Below are 26,672 nucleotides of genomic sequence, written 5' to 3' on the forward strand. Positions count from 1 at the left end.
GCTGTCCCCTCAATCAAGATCGAGAACAGGCTCGAAGAAGCGTGCATCAAGCGCCCTTCAGAACACGATCAAGTGCTGCCCGGCCTGTAGGTCCCCAGTGCGGCTTGCCGCCGGGAAGACCCCGATCCCCGTTCTGCCCCATGAGCATCAGGAAGAGGCTTTTCATAGCGGCCAGCCCGCGGGCGCGCCGGATCGCCGCCTCGTCTGCATGCGCGTACATGTCGAAGAACCGTGAGGCCGTGCCCGCGGGTAGCAGCACCCATGCGGCGGCGAGGTCCCACGCCGGGTCGCCGGCGAACATGTCGCCGAAGTCGACGATGCCCGAGAGCGTTCCGTCCGAGACGACGACGTTCGCGGGATGGAGGTCGCCGTGCACCCACACCGGCGGGCCTTCCCACTCGTGGACCGCAACGGCGTCGTCCCAGACGGCCCGGACGTCGGCAGCGATGTCGTCGGGGGCAACCGCCTGGAAGAAGTTCTCGAAGCCGTCCGTGCAGTTCTTGGGATGGGCACCGCGGCCCGTAGCGATCGGCGCCTCGGCGGGCGCCTCTACATGGAGTGCCCGGAGGAAGCCCGCCAGCGTGTCGGCCGCGTGGTCGCCGCGGCTGATCGAGCCGTGGTCCAGCGGCTCGCCGGGAACCCACGTCATCACGGTCCAGTGCTTGGGGAAGCGCTCGGACGGTTCGCCGAACCGCACCGGGGTCGGCACTGGGAGCGGCAGGCGCGGGGCCAGCACGGGGAGCCACCGCCGCTCCTTGAGCTGGAGCTCTGGGGTGGGGTCCATGCGCTGCATGCGCACGGCCAACTCGTCCCCGAGGCGCCACATTTGATTGCCCCAGCCGCCCGCCACCTCGCGGATGGCCAGCCCTGCAAGGTCTGGATGTTGCTCCTGCAGCAGGTCGCGGACCAGGTCTGCGGTGATCTCGATCTCGGTGTCGGTCATGCGAAGTCACAGTACTGAGGCGGCAGGCGGAGCGGCTCTCGCTCCCCGGAACATCTCGCTGTGATCCCTCTGGCATCACCAATTCAGTCTCAGAGAGCTAAAGGTCAGAGGCTTTGGGACGGAACGGCCGCAAAGTTCAGAGAAGCCTGTATGCGCTGCTCGCTGCGTCGACCAGACCCGGCGCAGCGCGGCCGCCTGGTGGAGATCCGTGGCAACCTTCTCGACCGGATCACCGAGGCCGAGCGGGAGGGCTGGCTTGGCGAGATCGAAGAGCTCCGGGTCAGCCTCACAGGCGCCCAGTCCAAGATCAACCAGATCGCCACGACCACCAATCGCGGGCCAGTGATGCTCGGCATGCCAACCCAGCGGAAGGAACCACAACGGCATGCGTTCTCCTGGCATCGCTCCTCCATCTACGTTTGGCCAGGGCGAGCCGCTCGGAGGCAGCGCTAGGACTGCGCTTGCCGAGAATGTCATCCTCCCTGGTCGGAGGCCTGCACCGGACCCCACACTCGCCAGCCGCGGTCGCTCGAGTCGGCGCTCTCGCGTAGCCGGTGGTCCACGCGTCATGATGATCGATCGTGCTGCTACGACTGGCCTACCTCGGTGTGACGAATACCTTCGCGGTGCTGCGTTTGCTGCCGATGAGTGGCCAGGACAAGGATGTAGAGATCCTGGCCCTGCGCCATCAGATCGCGGTCCTGGAACGCCAACTCGGCAAGGGCAAAGTCCGGTTCAGCTCAAGCGACCGGGCGTTCCTGGCGGCGCTGCTGCACCGGCAGCCGTTATCCGCCCTGCGGCGGGTGCGGCTGCTCGTGCGTCCTGACACGGTGCTGCGCTGGCATCGTGGCCTTGTCAGGCGCCGTCATGCCGTCTTATCGCGGTCCAAGGCGACCCGGCCGACCTCGTACGGTGCGCTCTATCCGGATTCTGGTACTGCGTCTGGCGAGGGAGAATCCAAACTGGGGCTACAGGCGTCTGCACGGTGAGCTGCTCGTACTCGGCGTGAAGGTGTCCGCCTCGACCGTCTGGAAAATCCTCAAGGACGCGGGCGTCGATCCAGCGACCGACCGGAGTTCCAGCACGTGGGGCCGACTTCCTGCGCTCCCAAGCCGACGCCCTCCTGGCCTGTGACTTCTTTGAGACGGTCACCTTGTCCGGCACCCGGATGTACGTACTCGCGGTGATCGAACACAGCAGTCGCCGCCTCCGGATCCTGGGCGCCACCGCACACCCGGCCGCCTCCTGGGTAACGCAAGCTGCGAAGAACCTGGTCATGGACCTCGAGGACGTCGGCTGCCGGGCGCGATTCATGATCCGCGATCGGGACGGGAAGTTCCCCCAGCTGTTCGATGCCGTCCTCAAGGACGCAGGGATCGAGGTCGTCCTCACTGGCATCCAGATGCCGAGAATGAACTCGGTCATGGAAAGGTGGGTGCAGACCTGCAGACACGAACTCCTGGACCGGACCTTGATCTGGAACCAGCGGCACCTCCTCCACGCCCTGCGAGAGTTCGAGCAGTTCTACAACTTCCACCGACCACACCAAGGCATCGAGAACGCCCGACCGCTACACCCGCTGCCCTCACCAATCGACGATCCGGACAAGTTAAGCAACCTCGACATACGACGCCACGATCGCCTTGGCGGCATCCTCCACGAATACAAGCATGCCGCGTGACCTGCACGGATGAAGTATTCGGCAAGCACAGCCCGGTCTGCCGGCAGACGCCAAGGGGCTTTGCCTCGCCTTGACCCGGCAGGCACCTTGCGGCCGCAACGCCCGAGCGTCGGCCGCCTGCGGAAACACGTCGGCCAAGGTCATCAGCCGACAGCTCCCTCCTGTCGCATGGGGAGCACGACGACGTGCTCCCACCCCGAAAGGGGGTCGAGAGCCGACAAGGGGTCCTTATGCCTCTCGATGCCGAGAGCATCCATAGCGGTGGGGTGACCTTGGTGCCCTGTGGTTGACAACGGCGCATAGGAGCGCGGTACGGCACCGCACGTGTACCGGATCGGGTGACGGACAAACCGGGCGGCTTTGACACGTCTGCGAGTTGGGAGCACGAGGGCTCCCACTTGCTCCCAGCCCGGAAACGGTTAAGGCCGCCTCCGCTACCCGCGGAAACGGCCTCCAACCTGCGAAAACGCTGGTCGGGACGACAGGATTTGAACCTGCGACCCCTTGACCCCCAGGCGCGGCAACTCTCTGCAACGATCCGTACCGCACCGTAGTGCCCCACCCGGGGTCGTACGCAGCCGTACCATCCCTCTGACCGCCTGGGGCAACGTCGCGCCGATTCGGCCCCTGCGGATCCCTCCCCGCGGTGCGTCCCGCGATATTCTGGCCGCATGTCGATTCAGGTGCCCGAAGACCTTGAGGCCCGCCTGCGCCAGCTCGCGGCGGCCCAGGGCATCACCGTGGACGAACTGGTCACCAAAGAACTATCCAAACTCGTCGTGTCACGCCCCGTCCGCGCCCTCCGGGGCAAAGGCGTGCTACACGCCGGTAGCAGCGCGCCCTACGCCCGCGATCTCAAAGCCTACATGCGTGGGGAAGCAGACGACGCGTGAAGCTGATCGTCGACGCAGGTCCCGTCTTCGCCTATCTATCCGCGGACGACCCTGACCACGCCCGGTCCGCGACCCTGCTGGAGAGCTTCGAGGGCGAACTCGTGATCCCCCAGCTCGTCCTGGCGGAGGTCTCGTATTTCATCAACACCCGGGTCAAGCGCGCCGTTGGCGCCAAGAAGGCCGCCGAAGCCGAGCTCGCCCTCATCGAGGACATCACCGCAGGCGCCTTTCGAGTCGAACCGGTCGAAGACCAGGACTGGCCCCGGATCGCCGAGCTCGTCGGCCGTTACCACGACTTCCCCCTCGGTATCACCGACGCCTCCGTCATGACCGCGGCGGAGCGCCTGGACACCCCCAAGGTCGCAACCCTCGACTCCCGCCACTTCCGCGCCGTGACCTCCTCCCGGTTCGGACACTTCGAGATCCTTTAGCACCCCAGTACGATTGCGAGTCTGGTCAGCGTCTTCGTCGTGCGCCGCTCGACCTGCGCCGAGCGCACGGTGCGTGGTCGTCCCGGGCGTTTGGGTCGGCAGGAGGCGGCGTGCGACGAGGTCGCGGTGCGAACGCAGCACCGTGTCGGGGCGTACGAGCAGCCGTAACCTTCGCAGGACGTGCAGTGGGAGCCGGTGCAGGAGCACTGCCAGGAATGCCCGATCGCTCGGCGTGAACCGGATCTTTTCCTTGCCTGTGAGTGCCGGGAATTATGTCACCCGGGCCGTGCGCTTGCCGAGAATGTCATCCTCCCTGGTCGGAGGCCTGCACCGGACCCCACACTCGCCAGCCTCAGTCGCTCGAGTCGGCGCTCTCGCGTAGCCGGTGGTCCACGCGTCATGGTGATCGATCGTGCTGCTACGACTGGCCTACCTCGGTGTGACGAATACCTTCGCGGTGCTGCGTTTGCTGCCGATGAGTGGCCGGGACAAGGATGTAGAGATCCTGGCCCTGCGCCATCAGATCGCGGTCCTGGAACGCCAACTCGGCAAGGGCAAAGTCCGGTTCAGCTCAAGCGACCGGGCGTTCCTGGCGGCGCTGCTGCACCGGCAGCCGTTACCCGCCCTGCGGCGAGTGCGGCTGCTCGTGCGTCCTGACACGGTGCTGCGCTGGCATCGCGACCTCGCCAGGCGCCGGCATGCCGCCTTATCGCGGCCCAAGCGACCCGGCCGACCTCGTACCGTGCGCTCCATCCGGACTCTGGTACTGCGCCTGGCGAGGGAGAATCCAAACTGGCGCTACCGGCGTCTGCACGGTGGGTTGCCCGCGAAGAACCTGGTCATGGACCTCGAGGACGTCGGCTGCCGGGCACGATTCATGATCAGGGACAGGGATGGGAAGCTCCCCGGACTGTTCGATGACGTCCTCAAAGACGCGGGGAACGCCTACACCAATCGACGATCGGGACAAGCTGAGCCACCTCGGCATACGGCGCCACGACCGCCTTGGCGGCATCCTCCACGCATACAAACATGCCGCGTGACCTGCGCGGACGAGGTATTCGGCAAGCGCACCCTCCCGGGCCATCCTCCTCAAAGCCCAGGCCTCAGCGATCGTGGCCACCGATCTCTTCCACATCGACACCGTGTTCCTACGGCGCTGGTTCGTGCTGTTCTTCATCGACCACGGCACCCGCAGCGGGCACATCACCGGTATCGCCCGACACCCGACCGCCTCTGGAACACCCAGCAGACACGCGACTACCTCATGGACCTCGGCGACGATGCCGAGTCGATCAGGTTCCTCATCCGGGACCGCGGCACGTACCTCACCGACAGCTTCGATGCTGTCTCCCAGGAGATCGGTGTGCGTGTCATTTCGACACTGCCCCAGGTGCCACGGATGAACGGGATCGCCCAACGCTGGATCGGATCATGCCGCCGCGAGGCCACCGACCGCGTCCTGATCACCGGGCAGCACCACCTACGCCTCATCGTCTGTGAGTACGCGGATCACCACAACAGACATCGGCCGCACCGATCCCTTGGACAACATCCACCGGACCAGCTGATCGCCGCTGCACCACGGTCGGCCGGCGACCGCACAAAGATCTCCCGGCTTGATCGGCTCGGTGGCCTCATTCACGAAGACAAGCAGGCCGCATAGGGTGACACGGTTTCCGGCACCCAGGAGGGGTGCCGGGCCGCCCGTCGTTCGGGGGGTGTTACTTCACCGCGCCCGCCATCACGCCCGCCACGAACTGCCGCTGGAAGGCGAAGAAGACCGCCAGCGGGATGAGCATCGAGACGAAGGCGCCCGGGCCGAGGATGTCGATGTTGTTGCCGAACTGCCGGACCTGCTGCTGCAGGGCGACCGTGATCGGCGGGTTGCCGCTGTCCGCGAAGATCAGGGCGACCAGCATGTCGTTCCAGACCCACAGGAACTGGAAGATGCCCAGCGAGGCGATGGCCGGACCGCCCAGCGGCATCACGACGCGCAGGAACAGGCGCAGTTCGCCCGCGCCGTCCAGGCGGGCCGCCTCCAGCAGTTCGCGGGGATTTCCGCGAAGAAGTTCCGCAGGAGGAAGATCGCGAAGGGGAGGCCGAAGGCGGTGTGGAAGAGGACCACGCCCGTGGTGGTCTGGAAGATGCCGATCTCGCCGAAGAGCTTGGCCACCGGGATCAGCGCGACCTGGACCGGGACGACCAGCAGGCCGACCACGATGAGGAACCACCAGTCGCGGCCGGGGAAGTCCATCCAGGCGAAGGCGTAACCGGCCAGGGCGCCGATCACCACGACCAGCAGGGTCGCCGGGACGGTGATCGCGAGGGTGGTCCACAGCGAGTCGGTGATCTGCTGATTGCCGAGGATCTCGTCATAGCCGCTGAAGGTGAGCTGCCCGGGGTCGGTGAAGACCTTCCACCAGCCCGAGAGGTCCACCTCGGCCGGGTCCCGCAGGGAGGACAGCAGCAGTCCGGCGGTCGGCATCAGCCACAGCAGGCCGATCAGGAGGAGGACGACCCGCATCACCCCGCCGCCGGCGCGGGCGGCGATCCGCGCGACCAGGGACTGCTTCGCCTGTACGACCGTGTCCGCGCTGGTCATCGGCGGCTCTCCCTTCGGATCCGGCGGATGTTGATGAACATGATGGGCAGCACGAGCAACAGCAGCAGCACGGCGATCGCGCTGCCGAGGCCCTGGTTGACATCCGTGCCGAAGGACGACTGGAAGAGCTGGAGCGCCAGCACATTGGCGTCGTCCTGCGAGGGGCCCGGCGCGATGATGTACACCAGGTCGAAGATCTTCATCACGTTGATCATCAGTGTGACGACGACGACCGAGAGCACCGGCGCCAGCATCGGCACCGTGATCCGCCGGAAGACCTGCCACTCGGTGGCGCCGTCCATCCGCGCGGCCTCCATCAGTTCACGCGGCACCCCCGCGAGCCCCGCCGCGATCAGCACCATCGCGAAACCGGCCCAGATCCAGACGTACGCCCCGATGATGGCCGGGGTGACGATGGACGGGCCGAGCCAGTCCACGCCGTTGTACGGCTGGGCGAAGTTCCAGGCGGGCAGCCGCAGTTGGGCGCCCTCGGCCTTGGCCGGGAGGGTGTACGTACCGTCCCCCGCCGAGGTCGTCCGGGCGACGACCTTGCCGTCCTTGACCGCCTCGATCCTGAGGTCGGCCATCGCCTTCTCGCCCTTGTCGATGGTGCCCTGCTCGCCCCCGCCGCCCCGGGTGAAGTCGAACCAGACGGTGCCGGTCACCTTCCCCGGCTCGGCCTTGGCCGCCCTGGCGTCCTGCGCGTCACTGATGTCCCCGCGCTTGGCCGCGACCAGCGGCAGCGAGGCGGGGGTGCCGGCGCGGACGGTGTCCCGGGTGATGAACGAGCCGCCCGACGCCTCGGTCAGCCCGGCCGTGGGACGCGGATGGGCACCGGGGAACGGCGGCGACTCGCTGAAGGAGTCATGCACGCCCACCCACATGGCGTTGGCCACGCCCTTGTCCGGGTCCTGCTCGTAGACCAGCCGGAAGATGATGCCCGCCGCCAGCATCGAGATCGCCATCGGCATGAAGACGACCAGCTTGAAGGCGGTGGCCCAGCGCACCCGTTCGGTGAGCACGGCGAAGATCAGACCCAGGGCGGTGGAGACGGTGGGGGCCAGAATCAGCCAGATGATGTTGTTCTTGATCGCCGTCTTGGTGGCGTCGTCGGAGAACATCTCCTGGTAGTTGTCCAGGCCGACGAAGCCATTGCCCGAGGCGTCGAAGAAGCTCCGGTAGACGGAGTAACCGATCGGATAGACGACGAGGGCCCCGAGCAGCACCAGGGCGGGCAGCAGGAACACCGCCGCCAGCCAGGGGCGGGTGCCCATGACGCTCTTCCTCTTTTTGGCGCTCGGTCGCTTTGCCGGTGGGGCGGACGATGCCCGGCCAGGCGTGGCCGCACCGTCCGCTGTCGCGGTCGACATGATGTGGTTCTCCCGGTCCAGTGGTCAGTTCTTGTACGCCTTGGCGGCATCCGCTTCGAGCCGGCGCTGGATGCCTTCGACATTCCTCGGGTTCTTGAGGAAGTCCTGGAGCGCTTTCCATTCGCCCTGGGCCGGCTTGCCACCGAAGGAGGCGGGAGCCTGGTCGGACATGTCGAACCGGAAGTCATTGCCCGCCGCGATCAGCGCTTGTGCGATCTTGCGCATCGAGGCATTGGGATAGGCGCTGAACTTGACGTTTTTGTTCGCCGAGATGAACCCGCCGGACTGAGCCCAGATCGTCCCGGCGTCCGGGGAGGCAAGGAAGGTGAGCAGCGCCTGCGCCGCCTTGCTGTTCGTCAGCGCCACGCCGACGTCTCCGCCGGTCACCACCGGTGCCTTACCGCCCACCGCCGGGAACGGGAACACCTTCGCGTCCCGGTCCAGCTCCGCGCCCGCGTCGGCGACGTTGGCGGCGACGAAGTCGGCCTCGAAGACCATCCCCGCGTCCGGCTCCGCCTTGTTGCCGAACGCCTTGGTGACCGAGTCCGGGAACGCGGTCTGCAGCGCACCGCTCCGGCCGCCCGCGACCAGACCCTTGGTGCCCCACAGCTCGGCGAGCGTCTCGAGCGCCTTCTTCACCGACGGATCGGTCCACTTGATCTTGTGCTGAGCGAGCTGGTCGTACTTCTCCGCGCCCGCCTGGGAGAGATAGACGTTCTCGAACCAGTCGGTGAGCGTCCAGCCGTCCTGGCCGCCGATCGCGACCGCGTCGGTGCCGGAATCGGAGATCAACTGAGCCTGCGCCAGGAACTCCCGCCACGTCTTCGGCACCTTCGCGCCCGCGTAGTCGAACGCGGAGGTGTTGTACCAGAGCAGGGATTTATTGCTGGTCTTGAAATACACCCCGTAGGGCTTGCCCTCGTACGAGCCGAGGTCCTGCCAGCCCTTGGCGTAGTTCTTGGCCAGCTCGGCGCCGGCTTCGGCGCCCAGCGGCTTGGCCCAGCCCTTCTGGGCGAACTCGCGCATCACGCCGACCTGCCCGACCATCGCGACATCCGGCGGGGCGCCGCCCGCGACCTTCGAGCCGACGAAGCCCGCCATGTCGTCACCGCTGGGCACAAAGGAGACCTTGGCGCCGGTGCGTTTCTCGAACTCCTTCAGCACCTTGGTGAAGTTCTCCTGCTCGGTGCCCGTCCATACCGCGGTGACCTGGAGTTTCTGCCCCTTGAGATTCGGCAGCTTCACGGTGTTCGGCGGCGGACCGCCGCTTACCGTGTCTCCGTCGTCACCGCCGCAGCCCGCGGCGGTGAGCATGAGTGCTCCCGCCGCCAGCAGGGCCACCGCAGCTCGTGTCGAACGCTTCGCAGGAAGCGATACGTGCATCCCCGTGTCGACGGTCAGTTGTCGCATGATGATGGTCCAGGCCTAGTGTGTTGGTGTTCGATCAGACAGAGAACTTCATCGCGCAGTTGACGCGTTCTCGATTCGGTTCGGGACTCCACGTTGAGCCTGACGACCGGCTCGGTGTTGGCGACGCGCAGGCTGAACCAGGACTCGTCCTCGAAGTAGAGGCTTAGTCCGTCCACCCAGTCGCAGGGCCGGTCGTGATAGTGCTCGCGAACCCGCCGCACGACCTGCTCCCCAGACTGGACCTTGATGCTGAGCTCACCCGAGGGGTGGTAGCGAACGAAGGGTTCGAGCACCACGGACAGCGGGCGGTCCTGGGCACGCAGGGCCGCGAGCACGTGCAGTGCGGCGAGGATGCCGGAGTCGGCGTTCCAGAACTCCCTGAAGTAGTAATGGCCAGCGTGCTCGCCGCCGAACACCGCATCGTGGGTGCTCATCAACTCCTTCATAAAAGAGTGGCCGGCCCGGCCGCGCACCAGGCTGCCGCCTTTCTCCTCGACGGCATCGCGGACCGAGCGGGATGCGATGGCGTTGACCGCCACCACGGCTCCGGGGTGTTTGTCGAGCCGCAGCGACCCGAGCCAGGCCATGAGGGTCGAGGCGGTCACAGGTTCGCCCCGCTCGTCGACCACGAAACAGCGGTCTGCGTCTCCGTCGAAGGCTACGCCCAGGTCCGCGCCGGTCTCGACCACCCGCTGTCGCAGGTCCGTGAGGTTCTCCAATTCGAGGGGGTTGGCCGGATGGTTCGGGAAACCGCCGTCGGGCTCGAAGCAGAGCGGATCCACTGTGATTCCGGCATCGCGGCGGAGTCTGTCGTCCAGGACGGCTGTGGCGGCCAGACCGCCCACGCCGTTGCCCGCGTCCATGACCACCCGGAGCGGACGGCCGGCGGAGAGGGGAACGAGCCGTCGCACGCAGTCGCCGAAGTCGGTGGTGACGTCCAGCTGGCTCGTCGTGCCGGGCTCCTGCCGCCCATCGGGAACGCCCCGGAGCAGGGTTTCGCGCAGTGTGTCCAGGCCACTTTGCGCTCCGAACGGGGCGGCCAGCGCGCGGCAGAACTTGATGCCGTTGTATTCACCCGGATTGTGACTGGCAGTGATCATCGCGCCGGGCAACGCCATAGCACCGGACGCGTAGTAGACCATGTCCACCGAGACCAGGCCGAGGTCCACCACCTCGGCCCCCTGCTCGCGGGCTCCCGCGCTGAAAGCATCGGCCAGCCGCGGCGATGACACACGCATGTCCCGACCGAGTAGAACCTTCTGTGTGTCCAGGAGATGGACGAAGGCGGCGCCGATCCGCCGGACATCCTCTTCATCCAGTTCGTCGGGAACCAGACCGCGGACGTCGTAGGGCTTGATGTAGGAGAAAGACCTGCGCATGTCTTCCTTAGTGAGTGGATGTACCGAGCGTTGGCAGGTGTGCGTCCTTCACGAAGTCAGTGTCGCCGGCATGGCGTCACGTCCACGCGGAAGGTGCGTGTGGGTGTCGATCACGAAGAGACGGCTGTGTGCCGCCAGGTCCCGCAGCGCGGTCTGCATTCGCCGGCAGGCGGCGAAGCGTTCGACATCGCTCTGGAGGTGTGCCAGCAGGTCGCCCTTGAGTCCGTAACCGGTGACAGCCCAGCCGAACTGGTCGACGAACGCCGAGAATAGCTCAAAGATCTCTTCGATGCGATCGGGGCCGTCCGGCCGGTAGTTGTCGATGCACAGATTCCGACCGGGGCAAGCATCGGCACGAACGCGGCCGAGGCCGTGGTGGGATCCAGGCGGTACTCATCCGACCGGAGATGATGTGGCAGGCGGTTTCCCTTGACGAAGCCGCCGAAGCACGTGTCACCGCGGACCCGCATCACCGAGGGCACACCGAACGCGCCGCCTCCGCGGACCAGCAGACGCGTGCTGCCGAGGTAGGCCATACCGGATCGGCAAGCGTGAGCGAGAAAGACGCTCTTGCCGACGCCGCCCCGCCCTAACAGCAGGGTGGCGCCGCCGGTGTGGTCGACGAAGCCAGCGACCCTGAGATGAACAGCAACCGCTCCGACGTCGACATCGCCACCAAGGTCGGTGACCACTCTCGGTACAAGGCCCTTGCGCCCGCCACCATCAAGGCAGGGGTTGAGGAGTGGCTGCGACGGCTGCACACCGACTACATCGACCACTGGCTCACAGCAGGACAGCGACCACATGAACAATCATCTCCTCGACGCGCCCCTCACCGTGCATCACACAGCAGAGTCGCCCTGGGTCAGGAGGAGAGGTCCACCCGTTGCGGCACGTTCTCTCTCCCTGGGCGACTGGACCGGTCTCGCGAGCATGCTCGCGAGGAACAGCGGGCACGCCGCGAACGCGGTGACCAGTGCGAAGGCCACTGGTAGGGAGGCGGCATCAGCGACGGCGCCCGTCACCGACGGGGCAAGGAGGGAGGAGGTGTAGGTGAAGGTGGCGACGCCTGCGATGTGCCGACTTGGGTCGCCCCCGTGCCGGCCGGCAGCGCTGAGGGAGAGGGGCAGCACAACGGCGACGCCGGTGCCGATCAGGGCGAACCCGGCGATAGCGACTGGTGGGGTACGGGCCAGTACGACCAGCATGCCGCCAAGCGCCGCGAACCCGCCGCTCAGCCGGACCGTGCGAACCGGTCCGAGACGGGTGACGACGAAGCCGCTGGAGAGCCGGGCCAGCGCCAGGGTGAAGCTGAGCCCGGTGTAGCTGAGCGCGGCGATCCCCTCGGACGCGTTCGCGGTCGAGGTCAGGTACACCGCGCTCCAGTTTCCGCTGGCGCCCTCGGCGAACACGGCGCAGAAACCAAGGATGCCGATGGGGAGGGTGGCCAGCGGGGGGAGCGCGAAGCGAGGCGGTGGCTGCCGGGCCTCAGTCGGGTCCGCCTCCGGCAGGTGCCTGGCGGCCAGCAGACCAATGCCCGCCAGGACCGCGGCGGTGACAGCGAAGTGCAAGCGGGCGTCCATATCGGCGCCGGCGGCGAGTGCGCCGCAGCCTGAGGAGACCAGTCCTCCCACAGCCCACATGCCGTGCAGGCTGGCAACGATGGGTCGGTGCAGGCGCTGCTCGATCTGTACCCCCTGCACGTTCATCAGGACGTCCATCATGCCCGACGTGGCGCCGAACATCCCCAGGGCCAGGCACAGGGCGGGCAGGTCCGGCGCGAGTGCCGGCAGGATGAGCGAGGCACACCACAGCGGGAGCAGGCAGGTCAGGGAACGGAGATTACCGAAGCGGTGGACCAGGCGGCTGGTGAAGGGTACCGCCACGAACGAGCCCAAGGCCGGGGCAAGGAGCGCCACGCCGAGAGTGCTGTCACTGAGGCCGAGGTGCTGCTGTAGCCAGGGGATGCGGGTGGCGAACGCCCCCACGGCTGCGCCGTGGGCGGCGAAGACGACGGAGATCCGAAGACGCGAGCGATGTAAAACGCGATCGGTCATGGTGTAGGTGTTCAGCTCTTCTCGCTCTTGTAGCGTTGCGCCACCCGCCCGGGTGGTCGGCGTAGGAGGGTTCGGGGAGCCAGGAATGGCGCACAGCCACCGCAGGTGGACAGCGCGCCACAGGTCTGGGCAAGTCGCCGTCGATGCGGCCGTCAGTCGCCCTGACGGGACGGCTCAACGACCGAGCCCGCGATCCGGCGTGCCTCCTTGGTAATCGCCTCGCCCCACGCCTGCCGGGGTTCGTCCATACGCGAGGTGATGATCACGAGGTCGAAGTGCTGATCGGGCCAGGGGGTACGCAGCCCGGACAGATGCCACGTCGAAACGGCGTCACCGCCACGGCCCTCCTGTCGCGCAAGCACCCCCTCATCGAAATCGCACAGGAAGAGTTCGACATTCTTCGGCGGCGCGGCGGGGAGACCCTCCGTGCCGCTTCCGAACACCGCTACCCGCCGGGTGCGCTCCAGCGGCGGCAGGGTGTCCAACCCCGACTCGATCTCGGCTGAGACTCGTTGCCCGCGAGCCCGGTTCGCCCACTCCTCGAAACGAAGCCGCTCAGTCTCGACTGAGCCATAGATGCCCCTGGTGGTCACGGCCCAGAAGAGCTCGGGGAGCAGGGAGGGGTGCTTGCGGATGAACAGATCACAGTTACGCAGGAGGGTGGAGACGTTCGCCTCGTGGGTGCGCTCGTGCGGCGCCTCGATCCCCCAGCTCTCACGCGAGATCGTCATGGGGAGGCCGTGATTGTGCAGCCGAAAGCCGAGTTCGATGTCCTCCCCGCCCCATCCGGTGAAGTCCTCGTCGAACCCACCGACCCGCCAGAAGTCGGCTGCCGGCATCGACACGTTGAGGGTCCAGAAGAACAGCCAGGGCATGACCATACGGCTGAGGTCGAAGTCAACTGCCACGAATTCCGGCAGCCGCATGTCCTGGAACCAGGACGCGCCCGCCACCTTTCTCACGGCCTCCTCCGGGGGGAAGTCAGTGACGAGAGAGTGGAGTTCGGGGTGTGGATTCTGCGGATCGTAACCGTAGGTGTAGCCGAAGACGACCTGGGCGGGCGCCGGTGCGGCGTGGGCGGCGAGTACCGCCTCAACGTACTGCGGCCCCGCCAGGACACCTGTGTCGACGAAGGCCAGCAGTGGCGCAGAAGCCAGGCGCGCGCCACCGTTGCGCGCGCTGGCGACTCGGTACCCGAGGTCCTCTTGGAAGACGTACCGCATGCGTAGCCGGTCCTCATAGGACCGCACCACGTCGCGGGTGCTGTCGTTCGAGCCGTCGTCGGACACCACGACCTCGAAGTTCTCGGGCGCCGACGTCTGGCGGGCCAGCGTGCTCAACGTCCGGTCGAGGAGGGCGGCTCGGTTGTAAGTCGGGATGACGATGGAGAGCAGTGGCACGTCAGACGTCGCACCGGGCATGGAGGTCACCTTTGCGTTAACTGAAGGGGCTTGGGGTCGGGTTAGGCATACCTGCCGAGAGGAGGGTGGCCGGGTCTATCGCCCCCTTCAACGGGAGCCGCTGGAAGGCGAGAGGGCATCAGACGCGCTCATCGCCAGGTTGGCTCTGGCCACGGGGACCCGGTCCACGCGTGGTGGGTTTGCCCGTGATCGAGGCGCCGAGAAGCTGAACTCTTCTCGGTACTTTCTCGTGATGGCTCGTCATTCTGATTCAGTTTTGTGCGGCCGTGTTCGAACTGCAGGTCGGGGAAGACGGCTTGGGCGATCCGGGTGCTGGCCAATGGAGGGAGGCTGACTCGGCGCAGGGCCTTGAAGATGACGTTCAGCAGGGGGTGCGCAAATGGACCACTGCTGGGGACCATGGTGATCCCATCCTCACGGAAGGTGGCGACCGGAGGGGCCGCGCCGTGCTGCGTGAGGATGGGGAGGAAGGACATCTGCTCGACTATCGCGAGCAGCTTGCGGTGAACTGTGATCGGCAGGACGTCATCGCTTCGCACTCCTCAGGGCGAGCGGATGCCGCTGGCTCGGGTTCTCGAGGGAGAGGGCGGCATCAACGATGCCGATGTGGGAGTAGGCCTGCGGGTAGTTCCCGACCTGGCGCTGCTGGTGCGGGTCCCACTCTTCGGCCAGCAGACCGAGGTCGTTACGCAGGGCCAGCAGACGCTCGAACAAGTTACGCGCCTCGTCGGCACGGTTGATCATCGCCAGGTCGTCGACCAGCCAGAACGCGCAGACGAGGAACGCCCCCTCGTGTCCGTCCAGACCGTCGTTGCCGGCGCTGTCCCCCTCGGTCGGGTAGCGGTGGAGGAACCCGTCGGGGGTGGAGAGCTCCCGCTGGATTGCCTCGATGGTGCCGATGACGCGCTCGTCGTCGGCCGGCAGGAAACCGATCTGGGGGATCAGCAGCAGAGCGGCGTCCAGCTCCTGACTGCCGTAGGACTGGGTGAAGGTGTTGCGGTCGGGATCGTATCCGTTCTCGCACACGTCCTGGTGGATCGTGTCACGCAGAATCCTCCAGTGATCCACGGGGCCGTCCGCGTGGCCGCCTTCGATCAGCTTGATGGCGCAGTCGACCGCGACCCAGGCCATGACCTTGGAGTGCACGAAGTGCCGGTCGGGGCCGCGGACTTCCCAGATGCCCTTGTCGGGCTCGTGCCAGTGGGCTTCGACGAACTGGACGAGCTTGAACAGCAGGGTGTTGCTGGTCTCGTCGCGCTCCAGGCCGAGGTGTGCCGCCAGGAGTAAGGCCTCGATCACCTCGCCGTACACGTCGAGTTGGCGCTGGTTGGCGGCGTCGTTGCCGATGCGTACCGGGGTCGAGTTCTCGTAGCCGACCAGCCAGGGCAGCGTGGTCTCGGGTATCTCCCGTTCCCCGGCGATTCCGTACATAATTTGGAGGTTCTCGGGGTCACCGGCGACCGCGCGCAGGAGCCAGTCCCGCCAGGCACGGGCTTCGTCGCGGTACCCCGCCCGCAGAAGGCACGACATGGTGATCGCGGCGTCCCTGAGCCAGACGTAGCGGTAATCCCAGTTGCGGACGCCACCGAGCTCCTCGGGCAGCGAGGTGGTCGCCGCAGCGACGATCCCTCCGGTCAACGGGTTCGTCAGGGCCTTCAGTGTGATCAGGGAGCGGATCACAGCGTCGCGGTAGGGGCCGTTGTAGGTGCAGTGGGAGGCCCAGTCCGCCCAAAACTTCTCCGTGTCCTCCTGTATCTGGAAGACCTGATCGGTGTCGAGGCAACCGGGCGGGCCGACGTACGACGGCTGCCAGCTCAAGGTGAACGCCACGCGCTCGCCCTCGGCGAGCGTGACGCGGGAGTGGGTGGTGAGCTTTTCGCTGTGCGTCTCCGCTTCGGTGTCCAGCCACACCGCGTGGGGGCCCGCTACCGCGCGGACCCGGCCGTCATCGGTCCTGTGGACCCAGGGCACAACCTTGCCGTAGTTGAACCGCAGGCGCAGGGTCGACGCGACGGTGACGGTGCCGCGGACGGCTTCGACGACCCGGATCACACGGGGAGCCCCACCCTCACGCGGCGGCATGAAGTCGGTGACGCGCAGGGTACCGGTCGGGGTGTCCCACTCCGATTCCAGGAGCAGCGATTCGCCGCGGTAGGTGCGACGGTCGGCCGTTGGACTCAGGCCGCTGGACTCCGCCGGGCCGATGCTCCAGGAGCCGTTGTTCTCGGCGCCGAGGAGCGCGGCGAAGACAGCCTGGGAGTCCAGCCTGGGCAGGCACAACCAGTCGATCGTCCCGTCACGGCCGACCAGCGCGGCTGTCTCCAAGTCGCCGATGAGTGCGTAGTCCTCGATATGCCCAGCCATGAATGTCCGTCCTTCTGGGGTGACCCAGCGGCGAGCCACCACGGTGTAGTACTTCCTGATTCGGCCTCCCGCGCGACGGGACGGCCACAGATATCGATCGGTGCGGCGACGCCAGACCACTGGCCGACTGCCGGGACAGCACCCGGTGCAGCCGGGAGTGCTGCTCGCCGTACGGGGCGAGTACCGTCCGAAAAGGATCTCGACATTGGCCAGTTGAGTCAACGCGACCTTGCCGACGGAGCTGAAGGTCTCCGGGGCTTTCAGTACGGCCTGCGCCTCCGCGTAGGCCGGCACGGGCCAGATCCCGTGCTCGTCGAGGCGGACTGCCGGGCCTAGCGACCGCAGCACCGCGTGGGGTGCCGGTCGTCAAGGACCGGCGATGAGGCCGGCATGGGCATGGTGATCCTCCTCTTCGGGCGGTCGTGGGGGGGGAGGGGAGGCGGTAGTCGATCAAGCAAGGAGATGAGCCCGGGATTGCCGGCGCCCGGGTCGTCCTGGGTGTCGATCTTCATCAGCGTAACCGAGTTCGAGAGCCTCGCAAGAGTGATCGGTACCGTGTAGGGGTGCCTGGTTGAAGGCGTTGACCGCGACGACGAAGGGTAATTGGGCGGCGCTCGAAGGTCGATGTCGGCAAAGCAGGCAACCCAGCTCGCGGGTGTCGACCACGACAATGGCGCTGATCGCACCGCGTGCCATGGGCTCCCACATGGACCAGAAACGGTCCCGCCCCCGGGGGTCTCGAACACGTACACGGTGAGATCGTCGTCCAGCGTGTCCGCCTCATGTCACCACTGGACTCGGCCGGTCCGACGGTCCACTATGTTGATGGAGGGCTGGAGCGCACCCTGCTCAACAAGCCCATGGCATTGGCCAATTGGCTTCCGAAACCTGCGGCGGGTGTACCTGACCCTCGGCGTCCCGCAAAGGATCCTCGGGCCAGGGGCCCTGGCTGCCGACGACCTCGACATGCCGGCCCACCGGTCGGTGATGCAGCGTGGACTTCAACCCCGTCAAATCAGCGTGAATACAGGCAGATTCATGCAGAAGTCCGCCGGATTCTCGGCTCGTGGGCCCCGATCCGGCAGCTGTCGGTCAGGGACGAGATGAGCGATTGGTCATTGGACAAATTGGGTCATCGCGTGTTCGGTGACGACCTCACACGGCTCAGCGAGGCGATCCGCAACCAGTTCCGGCAAACTATCCGCCAGACGCTCGCAGCGATGGTCGACATCGAGGCGGAGACTCCGAAGCCCAGTGCAAAGGAGCGGTTCCAGTAGATGGTCACCGAACTCGACAGACCGTATTTTCGCCTGAACTTGCCCCTCTCAGACTGCAGTTCGGGGTCCTCAAGAAGCTGGTGCTCGACGTCAGCGGTGCTGTCCGGGCCACCTGTATGGCGATACACGCAACCGAATTCCGCGGCCTCAAGGGCACGGCGGTGTACCTCACTGACCGGTCTCCGGGTGATCAGCGGGTCATCCGGAGCGGCAGCGGTAACCAGCGCCTCATCCATGCAGGCCACGAGACGGTCGGCGATCGGATCGGGCAGTTGGGGCAGAGTCGCGAGGTCGCCGGGGTGCCAGTGCTGCTCGGCGTCGAAGGATCCGAAGTACACGGCCTCGTCGCGGGGCGGGCGAGAGTGGCTCACTGCTCGTACACCGGCTGCCCCAAGACCTCGGCCCTGAAGAAGCGGGCTCATGGGGCTCACACTCCGTTCAGGTAGAGAAGAATGCACTTGGAGCAGACCGGCGTCATGCCGGTCTCGGCGAGGATGGACCGGACCCGGCGGAACCGTTCGCTCTGCCACAGGTCCACTGTCGAGGACTGGTACAGGTTGCCCACCATGAACTTCGGAAAGCACTCGCAGGGACTGACGTTCCCGTCGGCGTGCCGTTGCAGCGCCGCAGCAACATTGGCCCCGCGATGGGACCGCGCTTCGGCACGCAGCCTGTTCCGGATCCGTCTGACGGCTTCGCGGCTCGGCTTGATCAGCAGCTTGCCCTCATAGCGGCGGATGGTGAAGCCGAGGAAGTCACAGCCCTCTTCGAGGTGGACGACACGCGTCCTGTCCTCGTTGAAGACCAGCCCTCTCGGCTTCAGCCACTCGGCAACCCTGGCCTTGACCTGTTCGGCCCGTTCGGCCTGTTCCCGTGAATGGCACAGGGCGGGGACGCCATGGATTTCACGCACCCTGGTGTCCCGGCTTTCTCTCGAGATGTCCGCTTCGCTCTCTCAGTGCCGTCCATGTGGCGCCGGCGGACGAGCACGTGATCGGATGGCAGGCGGTGCCCGGGTGCGCAGCAGCCTCGGAAGAGGGGCTGCCGGGGGCGCACCTGCCGTCATGGGCGTCCGGTCAGGAGGGTTCGGGGTGGACGACGATCTTGCCTGGTCCGAGGGCGTCCGGGGTCCGCAGCAGTCCGAGCAGCCCTGGCAGGTCCACTTCGTCGGCCACCAGGGCTTCAGCGCGCAGAGGTGCCGCGATGTCGGTGAGGTCGCCGATCGCGGAAGCGAAATCCTGCGGGGTCGTGCCGTAGCTGCCGGCCACCCGAAGCAAGTGGCCCTGCCAGGTGCAGGCGGCGACTGTTCCGGTGCGCCGCACGTGGTCCAGGTCGCAATCCAGCCCCGGGTGCCGGTCGCCTGGCGCGGTGCCACCGTACAGCAGCACCAGACCACCGGGCGCGACCAGACGTAGCGCCTCGTCCAGCCCTGCGGGCAGCACGAAGCTGGTGGCGACCACCACCACGTCGGCCCTGCCTGCGGTCGGTTCGCCGAAGAGCAGCCAGGGTACGTCGAGCAGATCGGTCTTGCGGGCCTCATCCATCCGGGCGCGGCTCCGGTTGTGGACCGACACCTGGGCGCCTGCTCGTGCGGCGAGCGCCGCGATGAGAAGCCCGGCGGTCCCGGCACCGAGCACCATGAGGTGAGCACCCTGCAGGTCGCCGACCTGGCGCTTGACGGCGCTCAGACAGTGCTGGGCGCAGGCGATCGGCTCGGCAAAGACCAGGCGACGGGCGGCCGGACCGTGCGGCACCGGTTGCAGGGCCTGCCGCAGCAGGTCAGCCGGCCCCGCCGCCCACATGTGGTCGGCGAACCCGGTGCCCCGGCCCACCACTACGTTCGGGTCGAGGACGACGCGTGTGCCCTCGGCGAGTGCGGGGACAGTGGACTCGCGGATGGTGCCGACGAGTTCGTGTCCGAACTGGCTGGGACCGTGGCGGCTGCCGGCCACCTCCTTGAGGTCGGAGCGGCACAGCGCGGCCAGTTCGATGTCGACGAGTACAGCGGTGTCCTCGCGCGGGCGCGGCGGCGGCGAGCGGCGCAGGCGGGGCACGCCCTCCTCCAAGGTCACTCTCATGCGATGGCCTCCAGTGCCTCGCCGAACCGGTCGGCGATTGTGTGGGCTTCGGCAGGTGTGAGGATGAGAGGTGGGCGCAGCTCGATGGTGCTGCCGTTTCCATGCTCGGAGACACGGGTGAGGATGCCGTGGCTTTGGAGCGACCGCTGGTAGGCGTTGGCTCGGGCGGTGGCCTGGGTGCCGTCGGGTTCCACCAGCTCTACCCCGATCATCAGGCCGACCCCTCGGACGTCGCCGATCACGGGATGGTCCTTCTGGAGGTCCCGCAGTCGGCCGAGGAGCACGTCGCCGCTGGCTCGTACGTTCTCCAGGAAGCCGGGGCGCTGGATGATTTCCAGGGTGGCCAGGGCGGCCGCAGCCGACAGGGTGTGGCTGCCGTAGGTGAAGCTGTGCAGGCTACGGTCCCAGTCGGCCATGCGTTCCTCGGTGAGGATGGCGGCCATCGGGAGGCCGCTGCCGGTGAGCCCCTTGGCGAGGGTCATCATGTGCGGCTGGACACCGAAGTGGTCGGCGGCGAACATTTGTCCGGTGCGGCCCAACCCGGTTTGGATCTCGTCGAAGATGAGCACGATCTCGCGCTCGTCGCAGAACCGGCGCAGCTCCTGGAGGTAGCCGTCGGGCGGGACGATGTTGCCGCCGGCGCCGCTGATCGGCTCGATCACTACGCAGGCCACACTGCCGGAGCTGGCATAGGTGATGAAGTCCTCGATGCGGTCGACGCACAGCATGCCGCAACTCTCGGGCGTCTGACGGTAGAAGCAGCGGAAACAGTAGGGCCCTGGTACATGAAGGCCGCCGGGGTAGCGGTACGGGAATGGCGCGCGCATTTTGGTGGTGCCGTTGAGGCTCGCCGTCGCAAGGCTCTGGCCGAGGTGGGCGCGGAAGGGCACGATGACGTCGCGGCGGCCGGTATGGAGCTGGGCCATCTTGATGGCACCTTCATTGGCGGTGGAGCCGCTGGAGCTGCGCAGGTTGACCCGCGTGAGATTGGGCGGGCTGATGGCGGCCAGTTCCTGGATGACCCGGTTGGTGGGTTCGGTCTGGAAGGACGAGCTGGCGAAGACGAGCCGCTCGGTCTGTTCCCGTACGGCGGCCATCACCTCCGGGTGGTTGTGCCCGAGCAGCAGGTTGAAGGTGCCGGAGACGCAGTCGAGAAATTCACGTCCCTCGGCATCCCAGGCGCGGATGCCCTCACCGCCTACCAGCGTGATGTCGCCGAGCTGGTACTGCGCCGCTTCCTGCGGCGTGGGGAGGCGTTTTGTCGTTGTCATGGCGCGCTCCGTGGTCATGGCGGTCAGAGGTCTGCTCGTGCCGAGACGGCCGTCGCGGCCTCGGGGCCCTCAGCGGCTGTCGTGCGGGCCGCCTGGTCGGCGGCGAGTCCGTCCAATTGGGCCTGCACCCAGGCTTCGAGGGTCCAGGGACGGGCAGCGTCGCGACGGCGGCCGGCATCCTCTGCCCGCCGTTGCGGCTCTGCTGTGAGCGCGGCGGAGATAGCCTCGGATTGCTCGACGAGATCGAAGGGGTTGACGGTGCGGCAGTACTCGCCCAGGACCTCGGCCGCGCCGCAGGCTTCCGAAAGGATGACGTCGGCGTCGTGTTCGTTGACCAGCGGCGCTTCGAACGTGCTGAGGTTTTGGCCATCAACGGTGGAGTTGAAGATGAGCAGGTCCGCCCGGCGGAAACACGCGATGGTGTGGTTCACGTCGTTGTCGTTGTTTATGCGCACGGTGTCGGGGCCCAGCTCGGCGTTGGCCTCCGTGACGGCGGCCTCCACCCGGCGTACGTAGTCAGCGTTGGCCGGCACGTACAGTCGGTTGGGATTCATCCGCACCAGCATGCGGGTTCCCTCGAGTCCGCCGTTCCGGGCGGCCAGGACGAAGGCGCGCACCGCGCGTTCGGCGTTCTTGATCGGGTCGGTGCGCCCGCTGTGCACCACCAGCCGGTGGCCCTCCGCCCACTCCTCAGTCCCGTCGGGCAGTTGCGGGTCGCGGCCGTCGAGGGTGAGCGGGCTGTAGCCGAGCGGCATGGTGCGCAGTCGGGTGCGGTGGCCGCGCCACTCGACGGTCATCGCCTCGCGGTCGATCCGGGAGTCGGGCAGGAGATCGGCCACGCAGTCCAGGAAGTTGCGACACCAACGGTCGGCGAAGAAGCCGATCGTGGTGGCCGGTAGCATGCTCTGGAGGATGCCGGTGCGGATCTCCTTGGGCAGCACCCTCCAGTAGTCGGCCGACGGCCACGGAATGTGCACGAAGACCAGGATCGGCGCGTCCGGCCGCTTTTCGCGCAGCAGCGCGGGGACCCCGACGAGTTGGTAGTCATGGACGAGGTAGACGGGGTCCGGCGACTGGGCCGAGCTCTGGAGGATTGCGTCAGCGAAGTCCTGCGTGAAGCGGCCGAAGTCCGCCCAGCCTTCGCGGGCGTCGGAGCCGAACGACGGCTGGGTCCAGCGGTCCCAGCCGTAGTTGTTGGCCGCCCACATCAGGTTGGCGGTCATGAAGTTCTGCACGTTGCGGAAGACATCGGGGTCGTGCCTGATGAGCCGGACCAGGATCTCCCGGCCGGAGTGCAGCTCCATGGTCACGCCGTCGGGGTTGCGCGCCGAGGCGCGGCGGTCGTCCTCGGAGTCGGCGCTGGCTATCCAGGAGATGTTGAGGACACCGGCCTGTTCAGCGACGACGTTCCCGGTGCCGCCAGGGGCCAGCCAGGCACGAGGTTCGCCAGTGGTGGGGTCGGTGTCATAGGTGATCGCCGCACGTTTGCTGGCGAGGAAGATCTCAGATCCGGTCACGGGTGCCCCATTCACGGGTCGAGAGGCCGGAAGCGGGCCGGCCAGGATGGACAGAACGTGCGCATACAGTTCGGAGGAGGGCGGGTGGTGGCGTCAGAAGGTCAGGGCGTGGGTGGCTTCGAGGACGTCGACCGGACGGTGACGCTGGAGCTCGGGCAACTGCGCGGCCACCTCACTGTGCAGACAGGCGTTGCGCGGCCGACAGGCGTAGGCGGTGCCGACACGCGGCGTCGGCACGATGAGCGCGGGATTCGCTCCGAGCTGCCGGGCGATGTGCCTGGCCCAGTCGACTCGGCCGATGCGGCGCGGCCCGCCGAGGTGCAGCGTCCCGGTTCGGCCGGAACTCATCAGCGTCGCCGTCCACGCGGCCACGTCCTCCACGAGAACGGGCGTGTTCCAGTGGTCATCGGGGATCCTCAGCCGCTCCCCGCGCATCAGTGAACGAGCGACGCTGGTGAGGAAGTTGGGCCGTGGACCGCGGTCCTCCCATCCGTAGACCAGACTCACCCGCAGGACAAGGGCGGAGGAGGTGGCGAGCAGCTCCCGCTCGGCCGCGAGCTTCGCCCGGCCGTAGGCGTTGGCCGGGGAGGTCTGTGCTGACTCGCCGTGGCTCTCCGCCTCGCCGGGGAAGACGTTGTCGGTCGACACCAACAGGACGGGCCGACCGTCAAGCGCGGCTGCAATGTTGCGGGCGCCGCCGTGGTGGGTGGCGTATGCCTTCTCGGGATGTGCCTCGCACCACGTGATGTCCGACGGGCCGTGTACGGCCACAACGGCGTCGGGCTGGATGGCTTCCATCAGGGCGGCCACCTGCGGTCTTGAGGTGACATCGACCTGGGCCCAGCGCATATCGCAGCTTTCGGGGAGGACCGGGGCACTCCGGGAGCTGAGCACCGTCTCGACGCCGAGCCCGGTAAGGCGGACGGCGATGTGCCCGGCGAGGTAGCCGGAGCCGATGACCAGGGCCCGGCCAGGCAGGGCGCCCGCCGTCGACCCGGGTGGCGCGAGGGGCGACGGGCGAAGATCAGTCATGTACTTCCTCCAGCTGATGCGGCGGGCGGACATGGCGGAGCATGTTTCGGCCGGGTGAGCGGCGTCGCGCCCGCGGCCACGCGGGTTCCCCGGCCGGTGCCGACGTCGAGCGCGCCGAGCAGATTCGTGGTGTCGTGTCGCCGTCGTGGGTACGGCACGGTCGCGGCGAAGGTTCAGCATCGGTGGGTTCGTCTTCCGTGCCCGTACCTGGTTTGCGCGTCGACCGACAGGACGACAGCGCACCCGGGCGGATCCAGGTACAGCCTGACGATACCGGCGGCCCTTTTTCGTGAACGCCGGGTCTTCGACAGCTTGAAGAGGCCCGACCGGTGTGGCTTCAGATTCCTCTCCCGCCTGAAGTGGCAACCTAGTAGGAAGAGACCTTGATGTCCGCACGCCGATTCAGGCGATCGGCCGACGCAGGCGTCGACCAGTGTGAGATGCCTAATTTCGGCGGCCGGGTCATCCTGCTCAGTGCTATCACTTGGCCTGCGGAGACAGCACCTGGTCCTTCTCTTATCCGCCGCTCCTTTTCACCAAACCCGCCAGCCCACGTTCCTCACAGTGAGTCCTGATGCGGTCCCATCGTTCGCGAGGAGACGACCGCCGGTTCGGCGACGTCCGCACGGCGGCTCCCCTCGCCCACCACCATACGATTGACCCCGCAAGAGGCCTTGTCACATGCCTGTCCACCACCAACCCTGCAAATTGGGGGGTGGAAGAGAACTTGGCTGACATGCGCGCCTCTCTCACAGGTTGGCGCCGGAGCGGCAGCAGCTTTCGCTGCCGCTCTCACGTCAGCCCTGCTACTGGGGAATGTTACAGAAGCCAAAACGTTCGTTGCAGGCGGTTGGCACTGCGAAAGCCGTTCCTGCGCCCAGTCCAATTGTCGCCGCTACGCGCCCGTAACCAGCGCGGCAAGAGCTGTGTGCGTCATGTACCACGAGAGCATGTTTTCTCCACGCTTTGCCGTGAGTGACTCATGCGCCTTACATCTTCACTCATTACAGGCGGCGATCAACTTGCTGTCAAGGATGCGATTTCTTTGGCTCAATCAGCCCGGTGGCGTTTCTCGTGTTCATGGGAGTTCACCCTGTCAGGTCGCATATGACACCCCTTCACACGACATACCGGCGACCAGAAAATGCCCCCAGTCAACATCGGCGACACCTCGAATCAAAATGGACATAAGGGACTGCGCGTCTCTTGGCATACGCGTCTCTTGACAAGCGTTATCTGCGCGGCCTTAGATCGTTAAGACCTAGATCACTCACCACCGGCTGGCCCGAAGCTGCGGGGGAAATGCCGTACCGGTAGTCCACCGCTTGACGCAGACACGGCGCGCAGGAAGCCTGACCAGGCGGCAGCGTCGCGTCCGCGGGTGAACGCCCACCCATCACCGCGATCGAACATCCACAACCCTGACCGACGCCAGCAGGAGTGTGCCGCCCCTGGCACGTTGCCACGGGGCCGCCCCCCGCCGCCGGTCACGCCTTCGCCCGAAGCCCCCACCACGCCCTCTCGTACCGTCACCTCGTCGCCATGACAGTCGTGTTCGCCCAGTGCACACCTGGACAACAGTCGTCTCCTCACCGCGCGCACCGCGACCCGCATGCGGTGACCTGCTCCTGCGGCTGCTTCGGCCCGTGCCCACCGCTCCTCCCTTCTCCCCTCCCTCCCCGAGAGGATCGATGACCATGACTCGAGCTCAGGATGTTTCCCTCCCCGGCAATCGTCCGCACGGCTACGCGACGGAGGGCGGCGCAGCCTGGCGGGTGAGCGCACTCAAGGAGGTGAGCTACGACGTCATGGTGCAGCCGCAGCTGCTCGATCCAGCGAACCCAGCGCTCGCCCGCGCCGTGAAATCCCGTGCAGCGCCGGTACGTCAGCTCATCGTGATCGACGCCACGGTGGCCTCCCTCTACGGTGAGCAGCTGACCGCCTACCTGGCGGGCCATGACGTGGAGTTCCACCTGTGCGTCATCGACGCACACGAATCGGTGAAGGTCATGGACACCGTCTTCGAGGTCGTGGACGCGATGGACGCCGTCGGTGTGCCGCGGCGCCATGCGCCGGTGCTTGCCATGGGTGGCGGGGTGCTCACGGACATCGTCGGGCTTGCGGCGAGCCTGTACCGCAGGGCCACGCCGTACATCCGGATACCCACGACCCTGATCGGGATGATCGACGCGGGCATCGGCTCCAAGACGGGCGTCAACTTCCGTGAGCACAAGAACCGGCTCGGCGCCTATCACCCCTCGTCGCTGACCCTCATCGACCCCGGTTTCCTCACCACGCTCGATGCCCGGCATTTACGCAATGGCCTCGCGGAGATCCTGAAGATTGCCCTGATCAAGGATGCCGAACTGTTCGATTTGCTGGCGGCGCACGGCGCGGGCCTGGTCGAGCAGCGGATGCAACTGGGCGAGGACGCGGTCGGCGGTGCGGCGCTCACCGTGCTACGCCGGGCGGTCCAGGGCATGCTGGAAGAACTCCAGCCCAACCTCTGGGAGGATCATCTGCAGCGTCTGGTGGATTTCGGGCACTCCTTCTCACCGACCATTGAGATGACGGCGCTGCCCGAGTTGCTGCACGGCGAGGCCGTCTGCGTCGACATGGCCCTCAGCTCGATCCTCGCCCACCACCGGGGGCTCCTGACCGCGGCCGAGTTCGACCGTGTCCTCGATGTCATGCGCGACCTCCACCTGCCTGTGCTCCACCCGGTGTGCACACCGGAACTGATGCGCGGGGCGCTCGCGGACACGGTCAAGCATCGGGACGGCCGGCAGCACCTGCCTCTTCCACGAGGGATCGGCGACGCCGTGTTCGTGGACGACGTCACCCAACAGGAGGTCGAGGAGGCGCTGTTCACACTCGGCGAGCGTGAGCGGGCAACGCAGCAGCCGAGGCTGCGCCGTCCCGTGGATATGGGGGTCTGAGGGC

The 26,672-nt window shown here is 66.9% G+C and carries 18 protein-coding genes and 3 pseudogenes; 7 read left to right on the forward strand and 14 right to left on the reverse strand.

Annotation, left to right across the window (positions count from 1 at the left end):
• Positions 1-46: 46 nt before the first annotated feature.
• A complete protein-coding gene (locus BLV72_RS02880; protein WP_093460113.1) occupies positions 47-943 on the reverse strand; it encodes an aminoglycoside phosphotransferase family protein in 897 nt (298 codons plus the stop codon).
• Positions 944-1,093: 150 nt separating this feature from the next.
• Between BLV72_RS02880 and BLV72_RS02885 the strand changes: the two genes are divergently transcribed.
• The 6 genes and pseudogenes from BLV72_RS02885 (at position 1,094) to BLV72_RS51835 (ending at position 5,614) form a co-directional block, all read left to right on the forward strand.
• A complete protein-coding gene (locus BLV72_RS02885) occupies positions 1,094-1,396 on the forward strand; it encodes a hypothetical protein (RefSeq protein ID WP_093460115.1) in 303 nt (100 codons plus the stop codon).
• 128 nt (positions 1,397-1,524) lie between these two features.
• Positions 1,525-2,624 (forward strand): annotated as a pseudogene (locus BLV72_RS02895) (integrase core domain-containing protein).
• 671 nt (positions 2,625-3,295) lie between these two features.
• Positions 3,296-3,517, forward strand: a complete 222-nt coding sequence (locus tag BLV72_RS02900) for a hypothetical protein (protein WP_093460116.1) — start codon at positions 3,296-3,298, stop codon at positions 3,515-3,517.
• On the forward strand, positions 3,514-3,948 hold the full coding sequence (locus tag BLV72_RS02905; protein ID WP_093460118.1) for a type II toxin-antitoxin system VapC family toxin: 435 nt from the start codon (positions 3,514-3,516) through the stop codon (positions 3,946-3,948). The genes BLV72_RS02900 and BLV72_RS02905 overlap by 4 nt, the downstream gene beginning before the upstream one ends.
• Positions 3,949-4,360: 412 nt before the next feature.
• Positions 4,361-4,991, forward strand: a pseudogene (locus BLV72_RS51830) (helix-turn-helix domain-containing protein).
• A 359-nt stretch (positions 4,992-5,350) separates the two neighbouring features.
• Complete coding sequence (locus BLV72_RS51835; RefSeq protein ID WP_425288500.1) at positions 5,351-5,614, forward strand: integrase core domain-containing protein; 264 nt, start codon at positions 5,351-5,353, stop codon at positions 5,612-5,614.
• Positions 5,615-5,672: 58 nt separating this feature from the next.
• Here BLV72_RS51835 and BLV72_RS02925 read toward each other — a convergent pair.
• The 13 genes and pseudogenes from BLV72_RS02925 to BLV72_RS02990 form a co-directional block, all read right to left on the reverse strand.
• Positions 5,673-6,553: pseudogene (locus tag BLV72_RS02925) on the reverse strand (carbohydrate ABC transporter permease).
• Complete coding sequence (locus tag BLV72_RS02930; RefSeq protein WP_093460119.1) at positions 6,550-7,923, reverse strand: carbohydrate ABC transporter permease; 1,374 nt, start codon at positions 7,921-7,923, stop codon at positions 6,550-6,552. The pseudogene BLV72_RS02925 and the gene BLV72_RS02930 overlap by 4 nt, the downstream one beginning before the upstream one ends.
• Positions 7,924-7,947: 24 nt before the next feature.
• Positions 7,948-9,306, reverse strand: a complete 1,359-nt coding sequence (locus tag BLV72_RS02935; RefSeq protein ID WP_093470103.1) for an ABC transporter substrate-binding protein — start codon at positions 9,304-9,306, stop codon at positions 7,948-7,950.
• Positions 9,307-9,320: 14 nt separating this feature from the next.
• Positions 9,321-10,712, reverse strand: a complete 1,392-nt coding sequence (locus BLV72_RS02940) for a phosphohexomutase domain-containing protein (protein WP_093460121.1) — start codon at positions 10,710-10,712, stop codon at positions 9,321-9,323.
• Between the two features lie 842 nt (positions 10,713-11,554).
• Positions 11,555-12,769, reverse strand: a complete 1,215-nt coding sequence (locus BLV72_RS02945; RefSeq protein ID WP_244320613.1) for an MFS transporter — start codon at positions 12,767-12,769, stop codon at positions 11,555-11,557.
• 152 nt (positions 12,770-12,921) lie between these two features.
• The gene (locus BLV72_RS02950) at positions 12,922-14,190 is read right to left on the reverse strand and encodes a glycosyltransferase (RefSeq protein WP_093460122.1); all 1,269 of its coding nucleotides are present in this window, start codon (positions 14,188-14,190) and stop codon (positions 12,922-12,924) included.
• 525 nt (positions 14,191-14,715) lie between these two features.
• A complete protein-coding gene (locus BLV72_RS02955; RefSeq protein WP_093460124.1) occupies positions 14,716-16,554 on the reverse strand; it encodes a glycoside hydrolase family 15 protein in 1,839 nt (612 codons plus the stop codon).
• 1,132 nt (positions 16,555-17,686) lie between these two features.
• Entirely contained in the window at positions 17,687-18,169 is a 483-nt protein-coding gene (locus tag BLV72_RS47165) for a hypothetical protein (protein WP_143059734.1), read from the reverse strand.
• Between the two features lie 89 nt (positions 18,170-18,258).
• A complete protein-coding gene (locus tag BLV72_RS49490; protein WP_244320614.1) occupies positions 18,259-18,744 on the reverse strand; it encodes an SPASM domain-containing protein in 486 nt (161 codons plus the stop codon).
• Between the two features lie 163 nt (positions 18,745-18,907).
• Positions 18,908-19,909, reverse strand: coding sequence for an alcohol dehydrogenase catalytic domain-containing protein (locus BLV72_RS02975; protein ID WP_244320615.1), 1,002 nt, complete (start codon positions 19,907-19,909; stop codon positions 18,908-18,910).
• A complete protein-coding gene (locus tag BLV72_RS02980) occupies positions 19,906-21,180 on the reverse strand; it encodes an aspartate aminotransferase family protein (RefSeq protein ID WP_093470107.1) in 1,275 nt (424 codons plus the stop codon). Before BLV72_RS02980 ends, BLV72_RS02975 begins: the two co-directional genes overlap by 4 nt.
• Before the next feature lie 23 nt (positions 21,181-21,203).
• Positions 21,204-22,697: a trehalose-6-phosphate synthase gene (locus BLV72_RS02985; protein WP_093460128.1), complete on the reverse strand. Its 1,494-nt coding sequence runs from the start codon at positions 22,695-22,697 to the stop codon at positions 21,204-21,206.
• 93 nt (positions 22,698-22,790) lie between these two features.
• On the reverse strand, positions 22,791-23,729 hold the full coding sequence (locus BLV72_RS02990; protein WP_228052439.1) for an SDR family oxidoreductase: 939 nt from the start codon (positions 23,727-23,729) through the stop codon (positions 22,791-22,793).
• Positions 23,730-25,426: 1,697 nt separating this feature from the next.
• Between BLV72_RS02990 and BLV72_RS02995 the strand changes: the two genes are divergently transcribed.
• The gene (locus BLV72_RS02995; RefSeq protein WP_244320616.1) at positions 25,427-26,668 is read left to right on the forward strand and encodes a sedoheptulose 7-phosphate cyclase; all 1,242 of its coding nucleotides are present in this window, start codon (positions 25,427-25,429) and stop codon (positions 26,666-26,668) included.
• Positions 26,669-26,672: the final 4 nt, after the last annotated feature.

It is taken from the genome of Streptomyces melanosporofaciens (genome assembly GCF_900105695.1).
Taxonomy (GTDB): domain Bacteria; phylum Actinomycetota; class Actinomycetes; order Streptomycetales; family Streptomycetaceae; genus Streptomyces; species Streptomyces antimycoticus.